17 protein-coding genes and 1 pseudogene are annotated in these 22525 nt (G+C 71.4%); 9 read left to right on the forward strand and 9 right to left on the reverse strand.

Translation table 11 applies throughout. The annotated features are described in order from the left end of the window. Window positions 1-138: 138 nt before the first annotated feature. Genes ACLQ3B_RS18425 through ACLQ3B_RS18440 form a run of 4 tightly spaced genes read left to right on the forward strand, consistent with a single transcriptional unit; the run spans window position 139 to window position 6040 of the window. Entirely contained in the window at window positions 139-2817 is a 2679-nt protein-coding gene (locus ACLQ3B_RS18425; RefSeq protein ID WP_425781958.1) for a LuxR C-terminal-related transcriptional regulator, read from the forward strand. A gap of 16 nt (window positions 2818-2833) precedes the next feature. Further along, entirely contained in the window at window positions 2834-4120 is a 1287-nt protein-coding gene (locus ACLQ3B_RS18430) for a nicotinate phosphoribosyltransferase (RefSeq protein ID WP_425781959.1), read from the forward strand. Window positions 4121-4170: 50 nt separating this feature from the next. Continuing rightward, on the forward strand, window positions 4171-4752 hold the full coding sequence (locus tag ACLQ3B_RS18435) for an isochorismatase family protein (RefSeq protein ID WP_425781960.1): 582 nt from the start codon (window positions 4171-4173) through the stop codon (window positions 4750-4752). Window positions 4753-4792: 40 nt separating this feature from the next. Further along, entirely contained in the window at window positions 4793-6040 is a 1248-nt protein-coding gene (locus ACLQ3B_RS18440) for an MFS transporter (RefSeq protein WP_425781961.1), read from the forward strand. Window positions 6041-6369: 329 nt separating this feature from the next. On the opposite strand, the gene ctaD is transcribed toward ACLQ3B_RS18440, so the two are convergent. Then, window positions 6370-8127 (reverse strand): cytochrome c oxidase subunit I, encoded by a 1758-nt coding sequence (gene ctaD, locus ACLQ3B_RS18445; protein WP_425781962.1) that lies wholly within the window; start codon window positions 8125-8127, stop codon window positions 6370-6372. Between the two features lie 130 nt (window positions 8128-8257). Further along, entirely contained in the window at window positions 8258-9364 is a 1107-nt protein-coding gene (locus ACLQ3B_RS18450) for an FAD-dependent monooxygenase (RefSeq protein WP_425781963.1), read from the reverse strand. Window positions 9365-9663: 299 nt separating this feature from the next. Between ACLQ3B_RS18450 and ACLQ3B_RS18455 the strand changes: the two genes are divergently transcribed. Then, entirely contained in the window at window positions 9664-10776 is a 1113-nt protein-coding gene (locus ACLQ3B_RS18455; RefSeq protein ID WP_425781964.1) for a GH12 family glycosyl hydrolase domain-containing protein, read from the forward strand. Between the two features lie 237 nt (window positions 10777-11013). Here the strand turns inward: ACLQ3B_RS18455 and ACLQ3B_RS18460 are convergent, their stop codons facing one another. Continuing rightward, window positions 11014-11802: an aldo/keto reductase gene (locus ACLQ3B_RS18460; RefSeq protein ID WP_425781965.1), complete on the reverse strand. Its 789-nt coding sequence runs from the start codon at window positions 11800-11802 to the stop codon at window positions 11014-11016. Between the two features lie 263 nt (window positions 11803-12065). Between ACLQ3B_RS18460 and ACLQ3B_RS18465 the strand changes: the two are divergent. Continuing rightward, window positions 12066-12419: pseudogene (locus ACLQ3B_RS18465) on the forward strand (DNA polymerase ligase N-terminal domain-containing protein); the annotation flags it as partial. A 14-nt stretch (window positions 12420-12433) separates the two neighbouring features. After that, window positions 12434-13624, forward strand: coding sequence for a threonine synthase (locus ACLQ3B_RS18470; RefSeq protein WP_425781966.1), 1191 nt, complete (start codon window positions 12434-12436; stop codon window positions 13622-13624). A 51-nt stretch (window positions 13625-13675) separates the two neighbouring features. Here ACLQ3B_RS18470 and ACLQ3B_RS18475 read toward each other — a convergent pair whose 3' ends face one another. The 4 genes from ACLQ3B_RS18475 to ACLQ3B_RS18490 all read right to left on the reverse strand — a co-directional run bounded on the left by ACLQ3B_RS18475 (window position 13676) and on the right by ACLQ3B_RS18490 (window position 18906). Further along, window positions 13676-15010 carry a pectate lyase gene (locus tag ACLQ3B_RS18475; RefSeq protein ID WP_425781967.1) on the reverse strand — a complete coding sequence of 445 codons (1335 nt, stop codon included), beginning with the start codon at window positions 15008-15010 and terminating at the stop codon, window positions 13676-13678. Window positions 15011-15267: 257 nt separating this feature from the next. Continuing rightward, window positions 15268-17061, reverse strand: a complete 1794-nt coding sequence (locus tag ACLQ3B_RS18480) for a glycoside hydrolase family 15 protein (protein ID WP_425781968.1) — start codon at window positions 17059-17061, stop codon at window positions 15268-15270. 42 nt (window positions 17062-17103) lie between these two features. After that, a complete protein-coding gene (locus ACLQ3B_RS18485) occupies window positions 17104-17496 on the reverse strand; it encodes a cupin domain-containing protein (protein ID WP_091397116.1) in 393 nt (130 codons plus the stop codon). Window positions 17497-18018: 522 nt separating this feature from the next. After that, window positions 18019-18906 carry a sulfotransferase domain-containing protein gene (locus ACLQ3B_RS18490; protein WP_425781969.1) on the reverse strand — a complete coding sequence of 296 codons (888 nt, stop codon included), beginning with the start codon at window positions 18904-18906 and terminating at the stop codon, window positions 18019-18021. 91 nt (window positions 18907-18997) lie between these two features. Between ACLQ3B_RS18490 and ACLQ3B_RS18495 the strand changes: the two genes are divergently transcribed. Beyond that, window positions 18998-20065, forward strand: a complete 1068-nt coding sequence (locus tag ACLQ3B_RS18495; protein ID WP_425781970.1) for a beta family protein — start codon at window positions 18998-19000, stop codon at window positions 20063-20065. Window positions 20066-20074: 9 nt separating this feature from the next. Here ACLQ3B_RS18495 and ACLQ3B_RS18500 read toward each other — a convergent pair whose 3' ends face one another. Beyond that, entirely contained in the window at window positions 20075-20356 is a 282-nt protein-coding gene (locus ACLQ3B_RS18500) for an adhesin (protein ID WP_179782354.1), read from the reverse strand. 192 nt (window positions 20357-20548) lie between these two features. Further along, window positions 20549-21682: an NAD(P)-binding domain-containing protein gene (locus ACLQ3B_RS18505; RefSeq protein ID WP_425781971.1), complete on the reverse strand. Its 1134-nt coding sequence runs from the start codon at window positions 21680-21682 to the stop codon at window positions 20549-20551. Between the two features lie 49 nt (window positions 21683-21731). Between ACLQ3B_RS18505 and ACLQ3B_RS18510 the strand changes: the two genes are divergently transcribed. Further along, window positions 21732-22448, forward strand: coding sequence for an MIP/aquaporin family protein (locus ACLQ3B_RS18510; protein ID WP_425781972.1), 717 nt, complete (start codon window positions 21732-21734; stop codon window positions 22446-22448). Window positions 22449-22525 lie beyond the last annotated feature (77 nt).

The raw sequence follows: 22525 nt of genomic DNA on the forward strand, positions 1-22525 counted from the left end.
GAACCGGATGTCGGAAGACTACGGCCGGGCTGGTGACCTGTCGGAACACTCCGAATACTCACCAGTAATTGTGCGACTACTCAACTTCGCACGGTGACGCTACGGGCGCGGACGGATTCCGATCGATATGCTGCGCGAATGAGTCGATGGGGGTTCGTCGGCCGCACGGATGAGCTCAACCGCCTGTTGGAGGCGGTGACCGGCGAGGCCGGCCGCGGGCTCTTCTTCAGCGGCAGCGCTGGCATCGGCAAGAGTCGATTACTGCGCGAGGGCGTGGGCGCGTTGCCCACCGACCGGTTCGCGATCTGGTCCATCGCCGCCAGCGCCACCACCGCGGCGCTGCCGTTCGGCGGGCTGGTCCAGGTCCTCCCCGCCGAGCAGCCCCAGGGTCTCTCCCCCGCCGGCATCCTGCGGTGGGCGCTCAACGTGCTGCAACAGCAGGCGGCCGGCCGACGGATCGTGCTCGCCATCGACGACGCCCACCTGCTCGACCCACCCTCGGCCGCACTTGTGCACCTGGTCGCCCGCGCCGAGAACGCCACAGTGGTCGGCACCCTGCGCGACGGCGAGCAGATCCCGCTGCCGATCCGCGCACTCTGGACCGACGACCTGGTCGAGCACGTCGAGTTGACCCCGATGCCGCAGGCGGAGACCACCGACCTGTTGGCGGCGATCCTGGGCGGCCCGGTCGATGCCGGCTCCGCCGACCGGCTCGGTCGGCTGTCGGCCGGCAACCCGCTACTCCTGCGTGAGCTGGTGCACGCCGCCAACGGCAGCGCGGAGTTGAAGCGCACGTACGGGATCTGGAAGTGGACCGGGCGCCTGGAGCTGGCGCCCAGCCTGACCGACCTCATCGACACCCGCGTCGGCAAGCTCACCGACGGCGTCCGCGCGGTCGTCGAGCTGGTCGCGTTCGGCGAACCACTGGGCCTGCACCTCCTGCGGCAGGCCGCCGACCAGTCGGATGTGGAGACCGCCGAGGAACGCGGGCTGATCAGCGTGGTTCAGCACGACCGGCGCACCAACGTCCGGCTGGCGCACCCGCTCTACGGCGAGGTGATGCGCCGGCGCTGCCCGGTCAGCCGCACCCGCCGACTTCAGGCACACCTCGCCGAGTTGCTCGAACAGGTCGGCAAGCGTCGCCGCGACGACCTGCTACGGGTGGCCGTCTGGCGACTCGACTCGGGCACCGCACAGGATCCGGCCCTGCTGCTGGACGCCGCGGTGCAGGCGTTCACCCGCTACGACGTGCCGTTGGCGACCCGCCTGGCGCGGGCCGCGCTGAACGCCGACGGCGGCTACGACGCCGCAGAGTTGCTGGCCACCATCCTGATGTTCGCCGACCGACCCGACGAGGCGATCGACGTCCTCGACGCGGTCACTCCGGAGCCGGGCGACGAGCGGCGGCTCTGCCGCTGGCTGACCGTGCGCGGCATGGTCAGCTACTGGGGGCTGAGCCGGCAGTCCACGGTGGAGGAGATCGCGAGCCGGGTCGAGCAGCTCAGCGACTCCGCCGACAGGTCCCGGGCCCACGCCTTCGAGGCGATCATGCGCCTGCACCGACTCGACACCGCCACCGCGGTGCAGCTCAGCCGACAGGTACTGGACCGGCCGGCGGCCGGCGTCGCCGCCCGCGAGCTGGCCCGTTCCACAATCGCGTACGTCCAGGCCGCGCAGGGCGAGCTGACCCGCAGCGGTACGGCGATCGCCCAGGTGCACTCGGCCGCAGCGAGCTGGCGCACCGACATGCCGTACCTCCAGTTGGCCCTGGAGCTGGCCCGAGGCACCCGGCTCATGCTCACCGGCGACCTGGCCGGGATCGACGCGATCGTGGCCGACGAGTTCGCCGACCTCGCCGGCGCCGGCGACTTCCGCCTCGGCACCGGCTACCTGGCCATCCTCCAGGCGTACGCGGCCCGGCTGCGCGGGCAGAGCGACGCGGCCATGCGAACCTCCCTGGGCGCCTGCGCGGTGTTGGCCACGAGCCGGGTCTACGCCGGTCTGGCCCAGGCCGAACGCGCCCAGTCGGCGGCGCTGCGCGGTGACGCCGCGCAGGCGGTCGCGGCGATGGCCGAGGCCGACCGCACCCACGCACCCGGCATGGCGGTGCTCTATCCCTGGCTGGAGCAGGCTCGGGGCGCGTCGCTCGCCGCGTCGGGTGACCTGCCGGGCGCGATCAAACATCTCGGCGACCTGGTGGACCGGCTGCGCGCGGACGGCTTCGCCGGGCACGAGGTGCACGTCCTGCACGACCTCGTCCGACTGGACCAGGCGGGCATGGCGGTCGGGCCGACCTGCTCCGACGGTGGCCGGCGCACCGTCGCGCAGCGCCTCGCCGAGCTCTCCGAGCGGGTCGACGGGGCGCTCCCGCCGCTGCTGGCCCGGCACGCCCGCGCCGCGGTGACCGACTCCCCCACCGATCTGCTCGCGGTCGCCGACGACTACGCCTCCCTGGAGTTGATCGTGTACGCCGCCGAGGCCACCTCCCAGGCCGTCCAGCGGTTGCGCCGCCAACACTCGGCGGCGGCCAACGACGCCCGGGAGCGCCTCGCCGGGTTGCTCGGGCGCTGTGACCTGATCCGGACGCCGGCGCTCCAGGCCGGTGCGCCCGTGCTCACCGAGCGAGAGTGGCAGGTGGCCCGCCTCGCCGCGCACGGCGCCCCCAGCCGGGCCATCGCCGAACGGCTCTACCTGTCGGCGCGCACGGTGGAGAACCACCTCCAGCGGATCTACGCCAAGCTCGGCGTTACCGGCCGGGCCGAGCTGTGGGCGGCGTTGCGCTCTATCCCGGGCCACGACGGCGGCGACGCGAGCTGAACCTTAGGGTGGGGCGGTGAGCATCCACCGCCCCGCGCTCCTGACGGACCACTACGAGCTGACAATGGTCAGCGCGGCATTGAAGGACGGCACCGCCGACCGCCGGTGTGTCTTCGAGGTGTTCAGCCGCCGGTTGCCGAGCGGCCGCCGGTACGGCGTGGTCGCCGGGACGGCCCGGCTGATCGAGCTGATCCGCGACTTCCGGTTCGACCCCGCCGAGATCGAGTTCCTGCTGCGCACCGGCGTGGTCGACGAGACGGCGGCGGCGTGGCTCACCGACTACCGCTTCACCGGCGACGTCGACGGGTACGCCGAGGGCGAGCTGTTCTTCCCCGGTTCACCGATCCTCACCGTCTCCGGCGGTTTCGCCGAGTGTGTGGTGCTGGAGACGCTGGCGCTGTCCGTGCTCAACCACGACAGCGCGGTGGCTGCGGCGGCAGCCCGGATGGTGACCGCAGCGCGGGGCCGGGCACTTATCGAGATGGGGTCGCGTCGGGCGCACGAGGAGGCAGCGGTGGCCGCCGCGCGGGCCGCGTACCTGGCCGGGTTCCGGTTCACCTCCAACCTCGCCGCCGGTGCGCGCTACGGCATCCCGACGGCGGGCACGGCGGCGCACGCGTTCACCCTGCTGCACGACGACGAGCGGGCGGCGTTCGCCTCGCAGGTCGCCACGCTGGGCAAGGACACCACGCTCCTGGTCGACACGTACGACATCAGCCAGGGCATCCGCAACGCGATCGCGGTGGCCGGGCCGGAGCTGCGGGCGGTACGAATCGACTCCGGCGACCTCGCGGTGATCGCTCAACAGTCCCGGGAGCTGCTCGACTCGCTGGGCGCCACCGAAACCAAGATCATCGTCTCCGGTGACCTGGACGAGTACGCCATCGCCTCGCTGGCCGCCGAACCGGTGGACATGTACGGCGCCGGCACGGCCGTGGTCACCGGCTCCGGGGCGCCGACCGCCGGGCTTGTCTACAAGCTGGTCGAGGTCGAGGGACGGCCGGTGGTGAAGCGCTCCGAGCACAAGGCGACCATCGGCGGCCGGAAGGTCGCGGTCCGCCGGCACAAGCCGACCGGCACCGCCACCGAGGAGGTCATCGTTCCGCAGGGCGTTCCGGACCGGCAGCCCAACGACCGCCTACTCCAGCAGTCGTACGTGGTCGCCGGCGAGCCGGAGCCGCTGCCCACGCTCGACCAGTCCCGGGAGCACCTGCGTGAGTGTCTGATCTCCATCCCGTGGGAGGGGCTGAAGCTCTCGGCCGGTGACCCGGCCGTGCCAGTCACCGTCGTACCCGCTGGCTGAGTCGTCCCGAGCGCCACCGAACCGACCGTGCGGAGAGAGGTAACCCCCCGATGCCCAACGCGCTGATCATCGTGGACGTGCAGAACGACTTCTGCGAGGGCGGCTCGCTGGCCGTCGCTGGCGGCGCGGGGGTGGCGGCGGGCATCTCCCGGTTGCTGGCCTCGGAGCCGGAGCGGTGGGCGCACGTGGTCGCCACCAAGGACTACCACGTCGATCCGGGTGCCCACTTCGGCGATCCGCCGGACTTCGTGGAGTCCTGGCCCCGACACTGCGTGGTCGGCACCACCGGTTCGGAGTTCCACCCGGAACTGGACACCGCCCGGGTCGAGGCGATCTTCCACAAGGGCGAGCACGCGGCGGCGTACTCCGGTTTCGAGGGGCATGCCGACGACGGCGAGTGCCTGGCCGACTGGCTGCGCCGGCACGACGTGGACCGGGTCGACCTGGTCGGCATCGCCACGGACCACTGCGTCCGGGCGACAGCGCTGGACGCCGCCCGGGAGGGTTTCGCCACCACCGTGCTGCTCGAGTTGACCGCCGCCGTCGCCCCGGCGACCACCGACGTCGCCCTCCGCGCGATGGACGGCGCCGGGGTGATCATGCACGGCCAGCCTGTGATCAGGGCCGCATGAGGCGCTAATTGGTTGGCCAACGGCCCGCCCCCGGTCGAGGATGTCGCCGGAGGTACGGACCCACGTGAACATGAAGCCTTACCGGCGGGCGCTCGCCCTACCCGGCCTGCGGTCACTGCTGCTGGTCGCCGTCCTCGCCCGCATCCCGCTCACCGCGACGGGGGTGACGCTGACCTTCCACGTGGTGCTCGATCTTGATCGGGGCTACGGGGCGGCCGGCCTGGTGGGTGCTGCCGTCACCGTGGGCGCGGCGATCGGCGGGCCACTGCTCGGCCGACTAGTGGACCGGCGAGGACTGCGCCCGGTCCTGGTGCTCACCGGGATCGCCGAGGCGATCTTCTGGTCCACCGCGCCCTCGCTGACGTACCCCGTGCTCCTGCCGGCCGCCTTCGTGGCCGGCTCCCTGGCCCTGCCGATCTTCTCCGTGGTCCGGCAGTCGATCGCCGCGCTGGTCCCCGAGGACCAACGCCGCCCGGCCTACGCACTGGACTCGATGTCGGTCGAGCTGTCCTTCATGATCGGCCCGGCGTTGGCGGTGGCCCTGGTCACCGCGATCTCCGCGCAGACCACCATGTATCTGGTCGGTGGCGGCATCGTCGCCGCCGGGATCGCCCTGTGGCTGGTCAACCCACCGATCCGGGGCGCCGCCGAACCCACCGGGCCCCAGCGCCGGGTGCCACGCCGGGAGTGGCTGACACCCCGACTGCTCGCCGTGCTGGCGCTCAGCGCCGCCGCGACCCTGGTGCTCGGCGGCACCGACGTGGCGGTGGTCGCCGTCCTGCGGGCCAGCGGCGAAGTCGGCTGGACCGGCGCGGTCCTGGCCATCTGGGCGGTCGCCTCGCTGGTGGGCGGTTTCGCCTACGGGGCCGTCCACCGCTCGTTCTCTCCGCTGGCACTGACCGCCGCGCTGGCCCTGTGCACCATTCCGGTGGGGCTGGGCGGTGCGCACTGGTGGCTGCTGTGCCTGGCGCTGATCCCCGCCGGCGCGCTCTGCGCACCGACCATCGCGGCCGGCTCGGACGCCGTGAGCCGCCTGGTTCCGGCCGAGGTACGCGGTGAGGCGATGGGGCTGCACGGCTCCGCGGTCACCGTCGGCATCGCGGTCGGCGCACCGCTCGCCGGCGCGGTCATCGACGCCAGCGCGCCACTCTGGGGCTTCGTGGTGACCGGTGCGCTCGGCGCGCTGGTGACCCTTGTGGTGCTGCCGATCGAGCTGCGCCGCCGCCGCAACGACGACGCGGCCGCTCCATCGGCCGTCGAGGCAGACCTCACCCCGGCCGGCCGCTGACGGCCGCCCAGCGACCTCGGCGGCCGGTCCCAGGCGTGCCGAGGTAACTGCGGATAGCAGTGTCCGCCAGCCGGCAGGCATACCTGCTGTTGGCCGTGATGCCGCTCAGTCATCTTGATGACTGAGCGGCATCACGCTCATCAGAGGACATCGCCCCCGAAGCCCCGCCACGCCACGCCACGCCAGGCCAGGCCAGGCCAGGCCGGGCTCATGGTGGGCGGCGGGCAGCGGCCGGAGTGAGGCGAGACGTGACGATGGGCTGGACATGGCGACGGGCGCCGCTCCCGGTGTCCCGGGGGCGGCGCCCGTCGTACTGCTGGGCTTGAGCGTCAGTGCCGGTCGGCGTCGCTCGCGGTGTCCTCGCGGTAGCTGGCTCCGCCGTCCGACTCGCTGGTGAGCGGCTTGGCGCCACCCTCCGGCGGGCCGGCCAGGCTCTGGCCGGCGGCCAGCTCCGGGAACTTCATGTCGAACGCCGGCCGCTCGGAGCGGATCCGCGGCATGCGGTCGAAGTTACGCAGCGGCGGCGGGCTGCTGGTCGCCCACTCCAGCGAGTTGCCGTGACCCCAGGGGTCGTTCACCTCGACCACTGGGCCGGTCTTGTACGACTTCCAGCAGTTGTAGATGAACGGCAGCGTCGAGATACCGGTGATGAACGCGCCGATCGTGGAGATCGTGTTCAGCGTGGTGAAGCCGTCGATGGGCTGGTAGTCGGCGTACCGGCGGGGCATGCCCTCGGCACCGAGCCAGTGCTGCACCAGGAACGTGGTGTGGAAGCCGATCATGGTGAGCCAGAAGTGAATCTTGCCCAGGCGCTCGTCGAGCATCCGGCCGAACATCTTCGGGAACCAGAAGTAGATGCCCGCGAACACCGCGAACACGATGGTGCCGAAGAGCACGTAGTGGAAGTGCGCCACCACGAAGTACGAGTCCGACACGTGGAAGTCGATCGGCGGGCTGGCCAGCAGCACACCGGTGAGACCACCGAAGAGGAAGGTGACCAGGAAGCCGACCGCCCAGAGCATGGGCGTCTCGAAGCTGATCTGGCCCCGCCACATGGTGCCGATCCAGTTGAAGAACTTCATACCGGTCGGCACGGCGATCAGATAGCTCAGGAAGCTGAAGAACGGCAGCAGCACCTGGCCGGTGGCGAACATGTGGTGCGCCCAGACGCTCATGGAGAGCGCGGCGATCGCGACGGTCGCGGCGACCAGACCCTTGTAGCCGAAGATCGGCTTGCGGGAGAAGACCGGAATGATCTCGCTGATGATGCCGAAGAACGGCAGCGCGACGATGTAGACCTCGGGGTGCCCGAAGAACCAGAACAGGTGCTGCCAGAGCATTGGCCCACCGGTTGCCGCGTCGTACACGTGCGCGCCGAGGATGCGGTCCGCGGCGAGCGCGAAGAGCGCGGCGGCCAGCAGCGGGAAGACCAGGATCACCAGGAGGCTGGTGACCAGGATGTTCCACGTGAAGATCGGCATCCGGAACATGGTCATGCCGGGCGCGCGCAGGGTCAGCACCGTGGTGATCATGTTCACAGCGCCGAGGATGGTGCCCAGGCCGGAGATGGCCAGACCCATGATCCACATGTTGGCGCCGACACCGGGCGAGTGCTCGACGCTGCTCAGCGGCGCGTAGGCGAACCAGCCGAAGTCAGCGGCGCCACCCGGGGTGAGGAACCCGGCGGTCGCGATCGTGCCGCCGAACAGGTACAGCCAGTAGGCGAAGCTGTTCAGCCGGGGGAAGGAGACGTCGGGCGCGCCGATCTGGATCGGCACGATGTAGTTCGCGAACGCGAACACGATAGGCGTCGCGAAGAACAGCAGCATGATCGTGCCGTGCATCGTGAAGAGCTGGTTGTACTGCTCGGGCGACAGGAACTGCAGCCCGGGTCGGGCCAGCTCAGCCCGCATGATCAGGGCCATCAGGCCGCCGATCATGAAGAACGCGAACGCGGTGATCATGTACATGATCCCGATCTGCTTCGCGTCCGTGGTTCGCAGCAGCCGCGCGATGGCCGACCCCTTGACCGGCTCCCGGACCGGCCAGGGCCGGGTCACGACCGGCTTGGGTGCGACGGTGGTCACGAGTGGCCTCCGGTTCTCGGTTGTCCCGCTCGGCACACGCTGGTTATCGGCGGGCCGTCATCCGCAAGGAGGATAGTCCCCGGCAGGTCGCAGCGCCGCGTGGGGTGGCGTGACACGATCTCCAACGGGGCTACAGCGGGCCGAGCAGAAGTCGGTAGTGCTCCCCGAAGATTCGGTCGCCGCGTCCGCGCAGCAGCGGGTCGCGCAGCGCCGGCGGCACGTCCCTGGTCCGGTTGCGGTCCCGGGTCCGGTCCCGCACCCATCGGGTACGCGGACGGCGCCGACTTTCGTACGCCACGAGCGCCGCCTCCACGCTGTTGGCGGCGCGCAGCGACTCGGCCAGCACCACGGCGTCCTCCAACGCCATGGCCGCACCCTGGGACAGCGTGGGCGCGGTGGCGTGCGCGGCGTCGCCGACCAGCAGGACACGGCCCCGGTACCAGCGGCCCAGCTCGACCTCGTCGGTGATCCCGACGTGCACCTCGTCGAGGGCCGCCAGCACCTCCGGTACCGGGCCGCGGTAGTCGGCGAAGAGGTCCCGTAGCCGGGCCAGCGGGTCGGCTGGTTCCTCGGTGCCGGCCTCGTCGGCGTAGAGGTGCAGCCGCCCGGCGCCGATCGGCACCATGAGGAAGCCGGAACGCTGGCCGAGCAGTGCGGTCCATTCGGTGACCGGTGGACCGTCGCGCAGGACGGCCCGGTAGACCACCTGCCCGACCGGACGCGGCGGCCCACCGAGCGCGGCCAGCGCACGGACCGACGAGCGTGGCCCGTCGGCGCCGATGACCAGGTCGTACTCCGTGGTGGTGCCGTCGGTGAAGGTGACGCCTACCGCGCCCGGGAGCAGGTCCAGGGTGCGGACCTCGGCGCCGTGCCGGACGGCCCCGCCGGCGCCGCTGAGCAGCACCCGGTGCAGGTCGGCCCGGGGCAGCGCTCGGCACTCGCCGACGCCGGCCCAGAGTGCGTCGAGGTCGACCTCGCAGAGTTGTACGCCGGCGGCGTCGAAGAAGCGCTGGCGGCGGATCACCTGCCCGATCGGCCGGACCGGGTCGTGCAGGTCGAGCCGATGTAGGGCGCGGGCGGCGTTGCCGGGCAGGTAGAGGCCGGTCTCGGTGGACTCCCCCGGTGGCAGCCTGTCGGTGACGTCGGGCCGGAAACCCGCCATGCGCAGCGCCCGGGCTACGGCCAGGCCGGCAATGCCCGCGCCGACGACGAGGATGCGCAGGGGGGAGCCACCCATGGTGGTGTACGCCTCCGGAGGGGGAGCGGCACGCGTTGGAGGCAACACGCTACTCGGAGCGATCGGTGCACACCAGGCCCAATCGGCCCACACTCCGCAGCTCGTCGGCGACCCGCGCCGCTTGGCTGGCCGCCTGCCGGCAGCCGTCCGGCGGGGCATGGCAATCCTCACAATTCACCAGTTCGACGCGGACGGTTGCGCACCAGTTTCAGACATGTAAATGTGTCGTTGAGCGTGGGAGCGCTCCCGCACTGCCCCACCACATCCGGCGCCCGGCACGCGCCGAGTCAAGGAGTGTCATGAAACGTCAACTTCGGGCCCTGGCCGCCGCCGGGCTGCTGGTCGCCAGTTCGCTGGTGGCAGTGGCCATCGGCGGCAGCGCCTCCGCCGACACCCAGATCTGCGAGCAGTACGGCTCGACAGTCATCCAGGGCCGCTACGTGGTGCAGAACAACCGCTGGGGCACCACCGCCCAGCAGTGCATCAACGCCACAAACAACGGCTTCGAGATCACCACCCTGAACGGCAGCAGCCCCACCAACGGGGCGCCGACGGCGTACCCCTCGGTGTTCTTCGGTTGTCACTACACCAACTGCTCCCCCGGCACGAACCTGCCGATGCAGGTGAGCTCGATCAGCAGCGCCACCAGCAGCATCTCCTACCGCTACGTCAGCGGCGCGACCTACAACGCGTCGTACGACATCTGGCTGGACCCGTCGCCCAAGCGCGACGGGGTGAACCAGATGGAGATCATGATCTGGCTCAACCGGCAGGGGTCGATCCAGCCCATCGGCTCGGTCGTCGGCACGACGAACCTGGCCGGCCGCACCTGGCAGGTCTGGCGGGGCAGCAACGGCTCCAACAACGTCATCTCCTACGTCGCGTCGTCGGCGATCTCCAGCCTGAACTTCAGCGTGCTGGACTTCATCAACGACACCCGTAACCGGGGTGCGATCACCAACTCCTGGTACCTGACCAGCATCCAGGCTGGCTTCGAGCCGTGGCAGGGCGGCGCGGGCCTGGCGGTGACCTCGTTCTCGGCCAACGTCAACGGTGGCGGCCAGCCGCCCACCACCCCGCCCCCGGGCGGTGGCGCGAGCTGCGCGGTGAAGTACACGGCGAACTCGTGGAACAACGGCTTCACGGCCGACGTGCAGATCACCAACACCGGATCCAGCGCGATCAACGGTTGGACGCTTAGCTACAACCTGCCCGGCGGTCAGCAGGTCACCAGCGCCTGGAACGCCACGGTGAGCCAGAGCGGGTCGACGGTGACCGCCCGGAACGTCGGCCACAACGGGTCGGTCGCACCCGGCGGCACGGCCAGCTTCGGCTACCAGGGGTCGCTGAGCGGGTCGTACTCGTCACCGACCAACTTCTCGCTCAACGGGGCAACCTGCTCCCGCTCCTGAACTGACGGTGGGGGCGTGACCATGCGGTCGCGCCCCCACCACCCAGAAGATCCACTCGGGTTCCTTGAAGAACCGGTCCCACCAGTAAGGCTCGCCAGGACCGTGGAAGCGCAGGTGCGCAACCGTAGCCGACGGGAAACTCCAGCCCGTCGGGATCATCCAGGCGACGTAACACCGCCATCAGATTCGCGTCTCTCTCCACGAGACCTCCCGCACTGGCTGAAGGAATTCGCCGGTTCAGACCTCGCCGAGCGCGTCGATGTCCCGCATCTCCTCGGCCGTGAGCGAGAAGTGGAAGACATCGAAGTTGGCGGTGATCCGCTCCGGGGTCACCGACTTCGGGATCACCACGATCTCGTGGTCGATGTGCCAACGCAGCACCACCTGCGCCGGGGAGACGCCGTGCGCGCTGGCGATCCTGGTCAACACCGGGTCACTGAGGTCGCTGGTCTTGAACGGGCTGTACCCCTCCAGCACCACGCCCCGGTCCCGGTGCTCGGCGTGCCGCTGCCGGTCGTACAGCGACGGGCTCCACCGGATCTGGTTGACCGCCGGGTTCTCCTCGGTGGACTGGATCAGCTCGTCGATCTCCGCGGTGCTGTAGTTGCTCACCCCGACCGCGCGGGCGAGGTTCTCGTCGCGGGCGGCGAGCAGCTCGCGCCAGAGCGGGATGCTGTCCCCCGGCGACGACGGCGGCCAGTGGATCAGCCAGAGGTCGACGTGCTCGACGCCGAGCGCCTCCAGGCTGGCCTCCAGCGTCGCGCGCTCCCGGCCCACCCGGTCCGGCGGGAGTTTTGTGGTGATGAAGAGGTCCTCCCGGCGCAGCCCGCTCTCCCGCACCGCCCGGCCGACCTCCCGCTCGTTGCCGTACACGGTGGCGGTGTCGAGGTGCCGGTAGCCGGTGTCGAGCGCGGCCAGCACGGCGTCGTAGCCGGCCTGGCCGGTGGCCTGCCAGGTGCCGAAGCCGAGCAGGGGCATCCGCACGTCACCGGGGAGCAGGGCGGTGGGCTGGTCGGTGAGGTCCATGAGGTCCGTTGTACCCCGCCGCGCCCCCGGCCGCCGAGCGAACCGGACACTCCGGCATCCAGCGCACCGGTCCGGTTTGCCGGAGAATGCGTGTGTGACCGACCGGCTGGAGGAGTACCGGCGACGGCGGGACGCCGCCCGCACGCCGGAGCCGGTGCCACCGGAGAGCCCTCCGTCGGCCGGCCCCGACGCCGACGCCGACGCCGACGCCCGGGGCACCTACCGCTGCGAGAAGTGGCGCGACGACGAGGTGATCGTGACGCTCGGTGCTCGACGGCGTGCTGGTCCGCATCGACGGTGCCGGGCGGGTCCGCCCGGTCCGGCCGGCCAGCGGCAGCCGGGTCCCCGCCGGCGCCCAGTACCTGATCGTCGACCTGCTCTGGTTGGAGGGCGTGAGCAGCGTCGACGTGCCGTACGCGCAACGCCGGGAGCTGCTCGATGGGCTGGTCTTGGCCGGTACGCACTGGCAGACTCCGCCGTGGTTCCCGGGCGCGGGCGACGAGGCCCTGCGCGCCGGGCGGGAACAGGGCCTGCCGGGCGTGGTCGCCAAGCGACTGGACTCGGTCTACCAGCCGGGGCGGCGCAGCCGGCACTGGCTGAGCATCGACGCGGTGTGACGGCGAGGAGTGACGTGTACCTGACCCACCTGGACTGCCCGCGCTGCGGCAAGCAGTATGCCGCCGACCGGTTACAGAACCTCTGCGAGTGCGGATCGCCGCTGCTGGCCCGCTACGACCTGCCGGCCGTGGCGAAGGCGGTCACCCCGGAACGGTTTCCGCTGCGCCCGGCCGACCTGTGGCGCTACCGGGAGCTGCTGCCGGTCGCCGACCCTCGGCACGTCACCACGCTGGGCGAGGGCTGGACGCCGCTGCTGCGCGCCCCGGCGTACGGCGCCGAGATCGGCATCACGGACCTGATGGTCAAGGACGAGGGGCTGATCCCGACCGGCTCGTTCAAGGCCCGAGGCGCGGCGGTCGGGGTGAGTCGGGCCCGCGAGCTGGGCGTCGAGCGGATCGCGATGCCCACCAACGGCAACGCCGGGTCGGCCTGGGCCACGTACGCCGCGCGGGCCGGGATGGGCGCGACAATCGTCATGCCGCTGGAGGCACCGAGCATCTGCCGGCGCGAGTGCGTCGCCGCAGGCGCCGACCTGCGTCTGATCGACGGGCTGATCGGCGACGCCGGTCGGCGGGTGGCCGAGCTGATCGCGGAGTCGAACGGGGCGATCTTCGACGCCGGCACGCTGCGCGAGCCCTACCGGTTGGAGGGCAAGAAGACGATGGGGTACGAGATCGTCGAGCAGCTCGGCTGGCAGGCGCCCGACGTGATCATCTATCCGACCGGCGGCGGCGTCGGCCTGATCGGCATCCACAAGGCACTGCACGAGCTGCGCGAGCTGGGCTGGATCGGTGACAAGCTGCCCCGGCTGGTGGCGGTGCAGTCCACCGGCTGCGCGCCGATCGTGCGGGCGTTCGCCGCGGGCGAGGATCGGGCGCAGCCGTGGGCGGACGCCCACACGGTGGCGTTCGGCATCACCGTGCCGGCCCCGCTGGGCGACGAGTTGATCCTGGCGGCGCTGCGGGAGTCCTCCGGCACGGCCGTCGCCGTCGACGACGCGGACATCCTGGCCGACCTGCGGGACTTCGCCGCCCGGGAGGGGCTGCTGCTCTGCCCGGAGGGGGCGGCCTGCCTCACTGCGGCACGGCAGCTGCGCGCCGGCGGGTGGATCCGGGCCGGCGAGCGGGTGGTGGTGCTCAACACCGGCGCCGGGCTGAAGTATCCGGACACGGTCGACGTCTCCGGCGTACCCCTGATGGTGTGACGTGGCGGCACCCCGCGGACCGGGCGGTCCGCGGGGTGCCGTCGTGCCGGTCTACTGGTAGGTGATGTCCGAGGGCGAGTAGAGGCAGTTGACGCCGTCGGCGCCCTCGCCGATCTCGGTCGGCTCGCTGCCCTTCGGCACGCCCTTGTACTTCACGCAGATCGAGGTCTCCCGGTCCGGGTCGCCGACGATGGTGATCCGGCTGAACCGGGCGGTGTCGCCCCAGTTGGTGTTGATGCCGGCGATCGCGTCGGTGTTCTGGACGGTCACGTTGTCGATCACCACGTGCCGCTGGTACGAGGTGGAGCAGTTACCGCAGGCGCGGTAGAGCTTGCCGGCGTTCTCCACCCGGAAGTTCTTGATGTAGACGGTGCCCGAGCCGTTGTGCTGGAAGACCTTGTCGCTGGCGGAACGGGCCCCGCCGCCGTCGACGGTGTACGTGGTGCCGCCGCGGAAGGTCGCCGCGTCCTCGCCGACGTCCTCCCACCAGACGTTGATCAGGGTGCAGTTGCCCTCGCAGTGCACACCGTCGCCGGCCGGGGCCCCGATGATGACGTTGCGCAGGGTGGCGCCGGCGGCCAGCTCGAACATCGGGTCCTGGCTCTCGCTCTGCCCGCCGTCACCGATGCCGTAGTAGCGCTTGAGCCCACCGTCGAACGTGCCGGAGACCGGGATCGTGGCGTCGACCTTCTGGCTGCCGGTGGGCGTCGGCCAGTTGGTCGGCGGCGGAGTGGTAGTCGGTGGCGGTGTGGTCGGGGTGCCACCGCCGGACGAGTCGACCACCACGTCGTCGAAGCCGCCGCTGGCGTACGCGGTGACCAGGCCGATCCGGCCCGCACCGGCCAGGCTGTTGCTGCCGGACGCGATCTGGGTGCCGTTGACGAAGCCGCGGATGGTGCTGCCGCTGGTCTCGATGCGCAGGGTGTACCAGGTGCCGGCGCGGATGCCGAGCGAGGCGGAACCGATCGCCGTGACGGAGCTGCCGTTGACCGCCTGGAGTTCGGCCCGGCCGGAGCCGAGCAGGGCCAGCCGGTACATCTTGGTGCTGCTGGTGGAGCGGGCGGCGAGACCGACCAGGGCGCTGGACGAGCCGAAGGTCGTCGGCCGGACCCGGGCCTGCACGGAGTAGTTGGTCCAACTGGTCTGGCCGGCGAACTGCCGGGCCAGCTCGCTGCCGGCGTTGGACTGGTTGAGCACGCCCGAGCCGTCGACGGCCCAGGTGCCGCCGGACTTGGACCAGCCGGAGGTGTCGCCGTCGGTGAAGTCGTCGCTGAAGACGGTGGCCGCGAAGGCCGAGGTCATACCGGCGGCGAGGGCCGCCACGGTCACCGCGGCACCCACCGCCAGCAGGAGTGGTCGGCGGCCGGAGAGTCGTCTTTTCTGCACAGGTGTCCTCCTTGACGCATGTGGTGGTGATCCCTCGGCGGCCGTACCGAAACGTGTCGGCACGGCGTGCTGCGCTGAACGGGATCGGTGTGCGCCCCCGCCGGACGCCCGGATCCGCGGCGGGGTGAAGCGGGACGAAACCCTGGGGAAAGGGCTTTCCCGATACTCCGAGGCTAGGACTACGCAACCATCAACGTCAATGCCTGGCGCTTGCAGGTCTGTTGCAGGATTCCGGCCCTGACGGAAACGCCGACCGGTCAGTAGCTCTCCGGCTCCGTGATCCGCCAGGCCGCGTTGATCAGCCCGATGTGGGAGAGCGCCTGCGGTGTGTTGCCGAGCTGCGCCCCGGTGGTCAGGTCGATCTGCTCGCTGAACAGCCCCACATCGTTGCCGTACCCGACGACCCGCTCGAAGAGCGCCTCGGCCCGCTGCTGCTCACCCGTCATCACCAGGCACTCCACCAGCCAGAACGAGCACAGCAGGAAACCGGCCGGGTCGGTCGTCCAGCGCCGCAGCAGGCCGTCCTCGGTGCCCAACTCGCGCTCGACCATCGCGATGGTGGAGCGCATCCGTGGATCGGTGGCCGGCAGGAAGTGCGTGACCGGCAGGGCGAGCACCGAGGCATCCAGCTCCGCCGACCCGAACGCGCCGGTGAACGCCCCGATCCGGTCGTTCCACCCCTCGCGCAGCACGGTGTCGCGGATCTCGTCGCGCACCCGGGCCCAGCGGCCCGGGTCGGCCCGATCACCGAGCCGGTCGGCGAGCCCCACCGCCCGGTCCATGGTCAGCCAGCAGGACACCTTGGACGAGACGTAGTGGCGCTCCTCGTCACGGGTCTCCCAGATGCCCCGGTCCGGCAGGTGCCACGTCGCGGCCACCTGCTCGGTCAGCCCGAGCACCATCTCCCGCAACTCGTCCTCGAAGCTCGCGCCGAGGTAGTCGCGCAGCCGCCACACCGCCGACATCACCTCACCCGGCACGTCGAGCTGCCGCTGCCGCCAGGCGTCGTTCCCGACCCGCACGGGTCGACTGTCGCGGTAGCCGCGCAGGTGGTTGCAGTGGTGTTCGGAGAGGTCGCGCTCGCCCTCCAGCCCGAAGAGCACCGGAACGGGCTCATCGCCGACCTGGCCGATCGAGCGGGTCGCCCAGGCGAACAGCCGGGACGCCTCGTCGGGGCAGGCCGCCACCCACAGCGCCCGCATCGTCAACGAGAAGTCCCGCAGCCAGGAGTAGCGGTAGTCGTAGTTGCGGTCACCACCGATCTGCTCCGGCAGCGAGGAGGTCAGCGCGGCGGCGACCGCGCCACTGCGGGCGTACGTGAGGCCGGTCAGGACCGTCGAGCTGTGTTTGACGAGTTCGGGGTAGCGGCCGGAATACCCGTGCGTCTCCCGGAACGCCTGCCACGCCTGCGTGGTCTCGGAGAGGGTGGTCAGCGGGTCCATCCGGGCCGGCGGATCGCCGTACGCCTCGCCGAACGCGAGGTCCATCCCGACCACCTGACCCGCGGAGACCTCGAACTCGTGGGTCACCCGGTCCTTGCCCGCCCGCAGGTGCAGACCACCGGCGCGCAACACCAGCACCACCGGGCCGGCGCCGGCCAGCACCCCGCCGTCCGGCTGCTCATGCAGGTACGGCGTGAGCAGGCCGTACTCCGGACGAGGCGCGAAGTCGAGCGCCATCCGGACCCGCCCGGACAGCCCCTCGACCACCCTGACCAGCACGGCGGGCGAGTTCTTGCCCAGCTCGTGAGCGCGGGCGCCGACCTCGGCGGCGAGGGCGTCGGTGACCGCCACGCTGCCGTGCGGGGTGTGGTGCACCGTCCGCAGCACCAACGTGTCCGGCAGGTACGCGCGCTCCACCCGGTAACCCGGGCCGCCGACCCCGACCGGCGCCAACCGGAAGTGGCCAGCCCCGGGGTCGAGCAACCGCGCGAAAACGGACGACCCGTCGAACCGGTGCGGGCACCACCAGTCGACCGAGCCGTCCTTGCCGACCAGGGCACCGGAACGAGAGTCCGAGAGGAACCCGTAGTCGGAGATCTGCTGCTCCACCCGCCGGGGGTACCCGCATCGGCCCGGATCAGGCCGGGCGGCTCACTCGGTCGGTGGCTCGTCCTCGCCCGCCGCCTCGGCCGCGTCGGCCTCTTCCTTGGTCTTGTGCACGGCCTTGTCGGCGTGCTCCGGCGGCCCGTAGACCGTGTACAGCACCAGCGGGTTGGGGCCGGTGTTGACGAAGTTGTGCTTGGTGCCGGCCGGCACCACGACCAGGTCCCCCGCGACGACCTTCCGCTTGGCGCCGGCAACCCGGGCCTCGCCGACGCCGCTGACGAAGGTCAGGATCTGGTCGATGTCCTCGTGCACCTCCTCGCCGATCTCCCCATCGGCGGGGATGGTCATGATGACCAACTGGGTGTGCTCACCGGTCCACAGCACCCGCCGGAAATCCGGGCTCTTCTCGGCGACAGTCGCGATAGTGAAATGCTCCATGTCCCCGCTCATACCCCGTTGCGCGGCACGCCACGCCGGGACGATGTCTATCCCGCCAGACCGCTGACGTCGGGCTGTCGAGGCGCGGTTGACACCGCCATATCAAGGATGTCGAGTAGATCAACGCGCGACGCCAATGCCTCGCGGATGACGCACTTCCCAAGGTCGGCGGGTTTGGATCCGCGCGGATCGGGGATCGACAACCAGGACCGGCACGAACGGCCGGTCGAGCCAGGTCCCCGCCGGCGTACCGCCGAACGGCTGCGATGGTGGGAGACGGCCAGAGCGCGGCGACGTTGCGACCACGGTCCAACGGCGCCGCGCGCTCATACCCACCCCACCCCACCCCACCCCCACCCCCACCCCCACCCCACCCCACCCCACCCCACCCCGCCCCGCCCCGCCCCGCCCCGGTCGATCATGGAGTTGTGGTGGGGGACGTTTCACCAATACGCTCCTAAACCAGGCACCACAACTCCATGATCGACGCGGGCTCGGCGCGATGTTCTGGCTTGAGCGCCTTCAGCGGTGCAGCCAGGTGAGCAGGTCGGGCGGGGCCAGCGTCGCCGCCCTCGCCTCATACCGGGCCCGGGTGGCCTCGTCCAGCAGGTCGCGGCCCTGCCCCGAGCCTCCCCGGCGAAAGAACGCCTGCCGGTCGCGCAGCACGCCGAGCATGTCCGGTGCGAGCCGGTCGGCGCGCTCCCGCATCTGAGCGAAGGTGGCCGCCTCGACGAGCTCGGGCCAGCGCGCGGCGGGAACGGCGATGCCCCACCGGTCGGCGAGCCGGCGCATCTCTCCGCCCAGATCGGCCAGCAGGTCGTCGTAGTGCACCAGCTCGACGTTCGGCTCGTGCCGGCGGGCCCACGCGTCGCTCAGGTGCATCAGCACCCCGGGCAGCGAGTCCAGCTCGGCGCGGGGGTCCACCTCCCGGTCGACCCAGCTCGGCAACCAGTCCCGCACCGCGGCCCGCTCCCGGGGCAGCCCGGCCGGGGCGGGTTGGCCGGTCAGCGCGGCGATGCGTTCCCGGTCCAGGTTGGCGCCCTGGTGATAGAGGGAGACCGCCATGTCCAGCGGGTGCCGGGCCACCACCACGTAGTGCACCCGAGGGTGGAGCGGCACGCCGTCCAGCGGTGTGTGGGTCTTGATGAACCGCCGGTGCGGCTGGGCGGCCAGCCGGTCGTACACCGTGGCCTGGGGTTCAACCAACCAGTCCAACCACGGCGACAGCACGGTCAGCGGTGCCGGCAACTCCGGGGTGCCCAGCACCAGGAGCGCACAGATCATCTGCATCCAGGTGGTGCCGCTCTTGGACCGGGTGCTGATCACGATGTCGCCGTCGCGGAACGGGAAACCGGTCCACCGCGCGCTGTCCTCGTCGTCGGATCGGTATCGGTGAACCGGTGTGGGCATCGGGGGATGGTAGTCGGCGAGACGACAGCGCGGCAGCCGAATTCTGACTCGCACCCCTGTGACACATGCACATGTCTGGCTAGATTGAATTATGGTGCCCGCCCACGGGGGCCGGGCGGCGGCACCTGTCTACCGCCCCATCCTCGCCAACCGACGAGGCGAGCTTGAGGCCCTGAGCCACCTCGATCCCGCGTACGCCGCACTGGTCGCCCCGATCCTGGAGGTCGGCGCGGTCAACCGTTCCACAGTGGACGCCATCCGCCGACTGCCGGCCGGGCTGATGCCCGCCATCGACGTCAGCGCGCTGCCCGACATCCCCGAGGCGGAACTGAACCGTTGGGGCGTACCGGTGCTGCCGGTGATCGGGCTCGCGGAGAGCGACCACCGGCTGGTCGCGCACGGCGCGGCGGCGCGGGCGTACGGCCGGTGCGCGCTCATTCGGTTGCGGGCCGGCCAGGACCGGGTCGGGCCGGACGCGAGCACCACCGCCGTGGAACGGATCTGGCGGTTCACCGACCTCGCTCCCGAGGAGTGTGACCTGATGGTGGACGCGGGGGACGTGTGCTGCCCGGCGGACGTGCGGACCGCCGAGCCCCGGGTACGTCACCTGCTGGACTGGGCGCGCCGACACGCCTGGCGGTCGGTGACGGTGGCGGCGGGCGGCATGCCGCCGACGCTGTCCCGGTTGCCCACCGACGAGCCGGTCCAGCTGGATCGTTGGGACTGGCAGCTGTGGCGACGACTGGCCGACGCCGGGGTCGACTACGGCGACTACGGCGTCCAGCCGGCGGTGCCGGGCACCGGTGACCCCGGAGACCGGTTGCCGACCGTGCGATACACCGACGCCGGCAGTTGGTGGGTCTACCGCTGGGCGCGACGCGGCGGCCGCGGCGACGAACGGTTCGCCGACCTGTGCCGCACGTTGGTGTCGGCGCCGCACTGGCCAACCACCGGGGCGGCCTTCTCCTGGGGTGACCATGAGCTGCTGCGCCGGGCCCGCAGGGGCGCCGGCGCCGGCTCCACCGCCAACTGGGCGGCGTGGAGCACCTCGCACCACCTGGCCCACGTGCTCGCCACACTGTTGCATCCGGACGGCGACGGCGCGCCGAGGTGGCACCCCGGGCAGGGTCCGCCGCAGCGGGGGCGACCGCTGCGGTGAGGGCTGGGTCTACTGTTTCTCGGTGAAGCCGAACTGGATGATGCCCTCGTCGTCGACGGTGGCGTCCACCGACGCGTCACCGAGCAACTCGGCGGCGTCCTCGTCCAGGAAGATCCGGGCGCCCTGGTTGTCGACCACACGATCGCCCTGTGCCGGCTCGGGGACCAGCTCGACGGTGAGCGAACCGGCCTCGGTGTCGGCGGCGATACGCACGCCGCCGTCCTGGGCGACGTCCTGTTGGTTGGCGAGGTCACGAATGACGAGCACGGCGTTATCGGTCATGGTGAGCATGAATGGAACTCCTCGTGGATTCTCGGCTCGCGGTCGGATACCGCACGGACCGGACAGTCGGCCCGCGTACGAGCACACGCGGGAGGCGACAGAGGGGCGAACGGTCGTCGCCGTCGCATCGGATCGGGGCAGCTGACGGCCCCGTCACCCCCACCGTGCCCGCTGGTAGGCCATCCGTCAAATAGAGCCAGGTCAGTGGAGAGCGGCGGCCGGGGCCAGCCAGGCGCGAATCTCGTTGACCGCCGCCCGGCCGGCCCGGTTGGCCCCGATCGTGCTGGCCGAGGGGCCGTACCCGACCAGGTGAACCCGCGCGTCGGCGACCACGCGGGTGCCGTCCATCGTGATACCGCCGCCCGGCGCGCGCAGGCCCAGCGGGGCGAGATGGTCGATGGCCGCCCGGAAGCCGGTGCACCAGAGGATCACGTCCGCCGGCACGAACCGCCCGTCCGACCAGGCCACCCCGTCGGGTGTGATCCGGTCGAACACGGGTAGCCGGTCGAGGACGCCGCGCTCACGCAGTCGGCGTACCTCGGGGGTGACCGGCAGCCCGGTCACGCCCACCACGCTGCCCGGAGGTCGGCCGGCCCGGACCGCCTCGTCCACCCGGGCCACGGCGGCGCGGCCCAACTCCGGGCCGAACTCCTCGTCGTTGAACATCGGCGGCCGGCGGGTCACCCAGGTGGTGGCCGCCGCCACGGTGGAGACCTCGCCGAGCAGTTGCACGGCCGAGGTGCCGCCGCCGACCACCACCACGCGAAGGCCGGCGAACTCGGCCGGCCCCCGATAGTCGGCGGTGTGCAGCTGCCGTCCCCGGAACGTCGACCGGCCCGGGTAGTGCGGCCAGAACGGGCGCGTCCAGGTGCCTGTGGCGTTGAGCAGAGCCCGGGCGGTCCACGTGCCCCGATCGGTGTGCACATCCAGCCGTCCGTCGGGTCGGGAACGCACCACCCGGACCCGCACCGGCCGCCGCACCGGCAGGTCGAAAGCCCTCTCGTACGCGGCGAAGTAGGCGCTGACCTGCTCGGATGCCGGGCGTTGCGGCTCGGCGGGCGGCAGCGGCAGCCCGGGCAGGTCGTGGAAGCCGTGCACCCGGTCGAAGACCAACGTCGGCCAGCGGTGCTGCCAGGCGCCGCCGGGCCCGTTGTCGGCGTCGAGGATGACGAAGCCGCTGCCGGGCGCGAAGCCGGTGCGGTGCAGGTGGTAGCCGGCGCTCAGGCCGGCCTGCCCGGCGCCGACCACGACGACGTCCGCGGAGTGGGTGTCCACGTGGGCTACAACGCCGCGAACGTCGCCGCTGTGCCCGTCCTCGACCGTCGCGCCGATCACAGACGGCCATTCCAGCTTCGACCACCTGACCTGCACTTACGCTGAGTCAATGAGCGACTTCCGTCGGTACGCGGCCGAGCTCCTCGGCACCCTGCTGCTGGTGTTCTTCGGAGTGGGCAGCGCGGTCGCCGCGCGGGTCCAGGGCGGCGTGGTGGTGGTGGCGCTGGCCTTCGGGTTCGTGATGGTGGCCCTCGTCTACACGATCGGCCCGCTCTCCGGCAGCCACGTCAATCCGGCGGTGACGCTCGGTGTGCTGCTCTCCGGGAAGATCTCGGTGCTCGGGGCGGTGGCGTACTGGATCGCGCAGTTCGTCGGCGCCACCATCGCGGGCTTCGTGCTCTGGGCGCTCACCCGATGGGGTGACGTCGCGGACCAGACCGGGGCCCTCGGCACGAACGGCTACGGCGCGCACATCAACCGGGGCGGCGCCGCCGTGCTGGAGGTCGTGCTGACCTTCCTCTTCGTGCTGGTCGTGCTGGTGGTGACAAGTCGTAGCGAGAATCCGGGCACCGCCGGGCTGGCCATCGGGTTGGCCCTCGCCGCGACCCAACTGGTCGGCGTGACGCTGACCGGCGCGGCGGTCAACCCGGCCCGCGCGTTCGGCCCGGCGGTGTTCGAGGGCGGTGTGGCCCTGCGGCAGCTCTGGGTGTTCATCGTCTTCCCGCTGCTCGGCGGGGCGCTTGCCGCGCTTGTCGCGCCGATGGTCATGGGGGCGCAGCGGCACTACTGGGGTGGGCACGAAAAGTCCGTCGGCGGGCCGAAGTAGCCCGGACGGCCCCGGACACCGACTACGACGCGGGCACCGTGATCGTGCACGCCGCTGAGCGGCGGCCGGGAGGCGCG

This window comes from Micromonospora sp. DT53 (assembly GCF_049841535.1).
Classification (GTDB): Bacteria; Actinomycetota; Actinomycetes; order Mycobacteriales; family Micromonosporaceae; genus Micromonospora.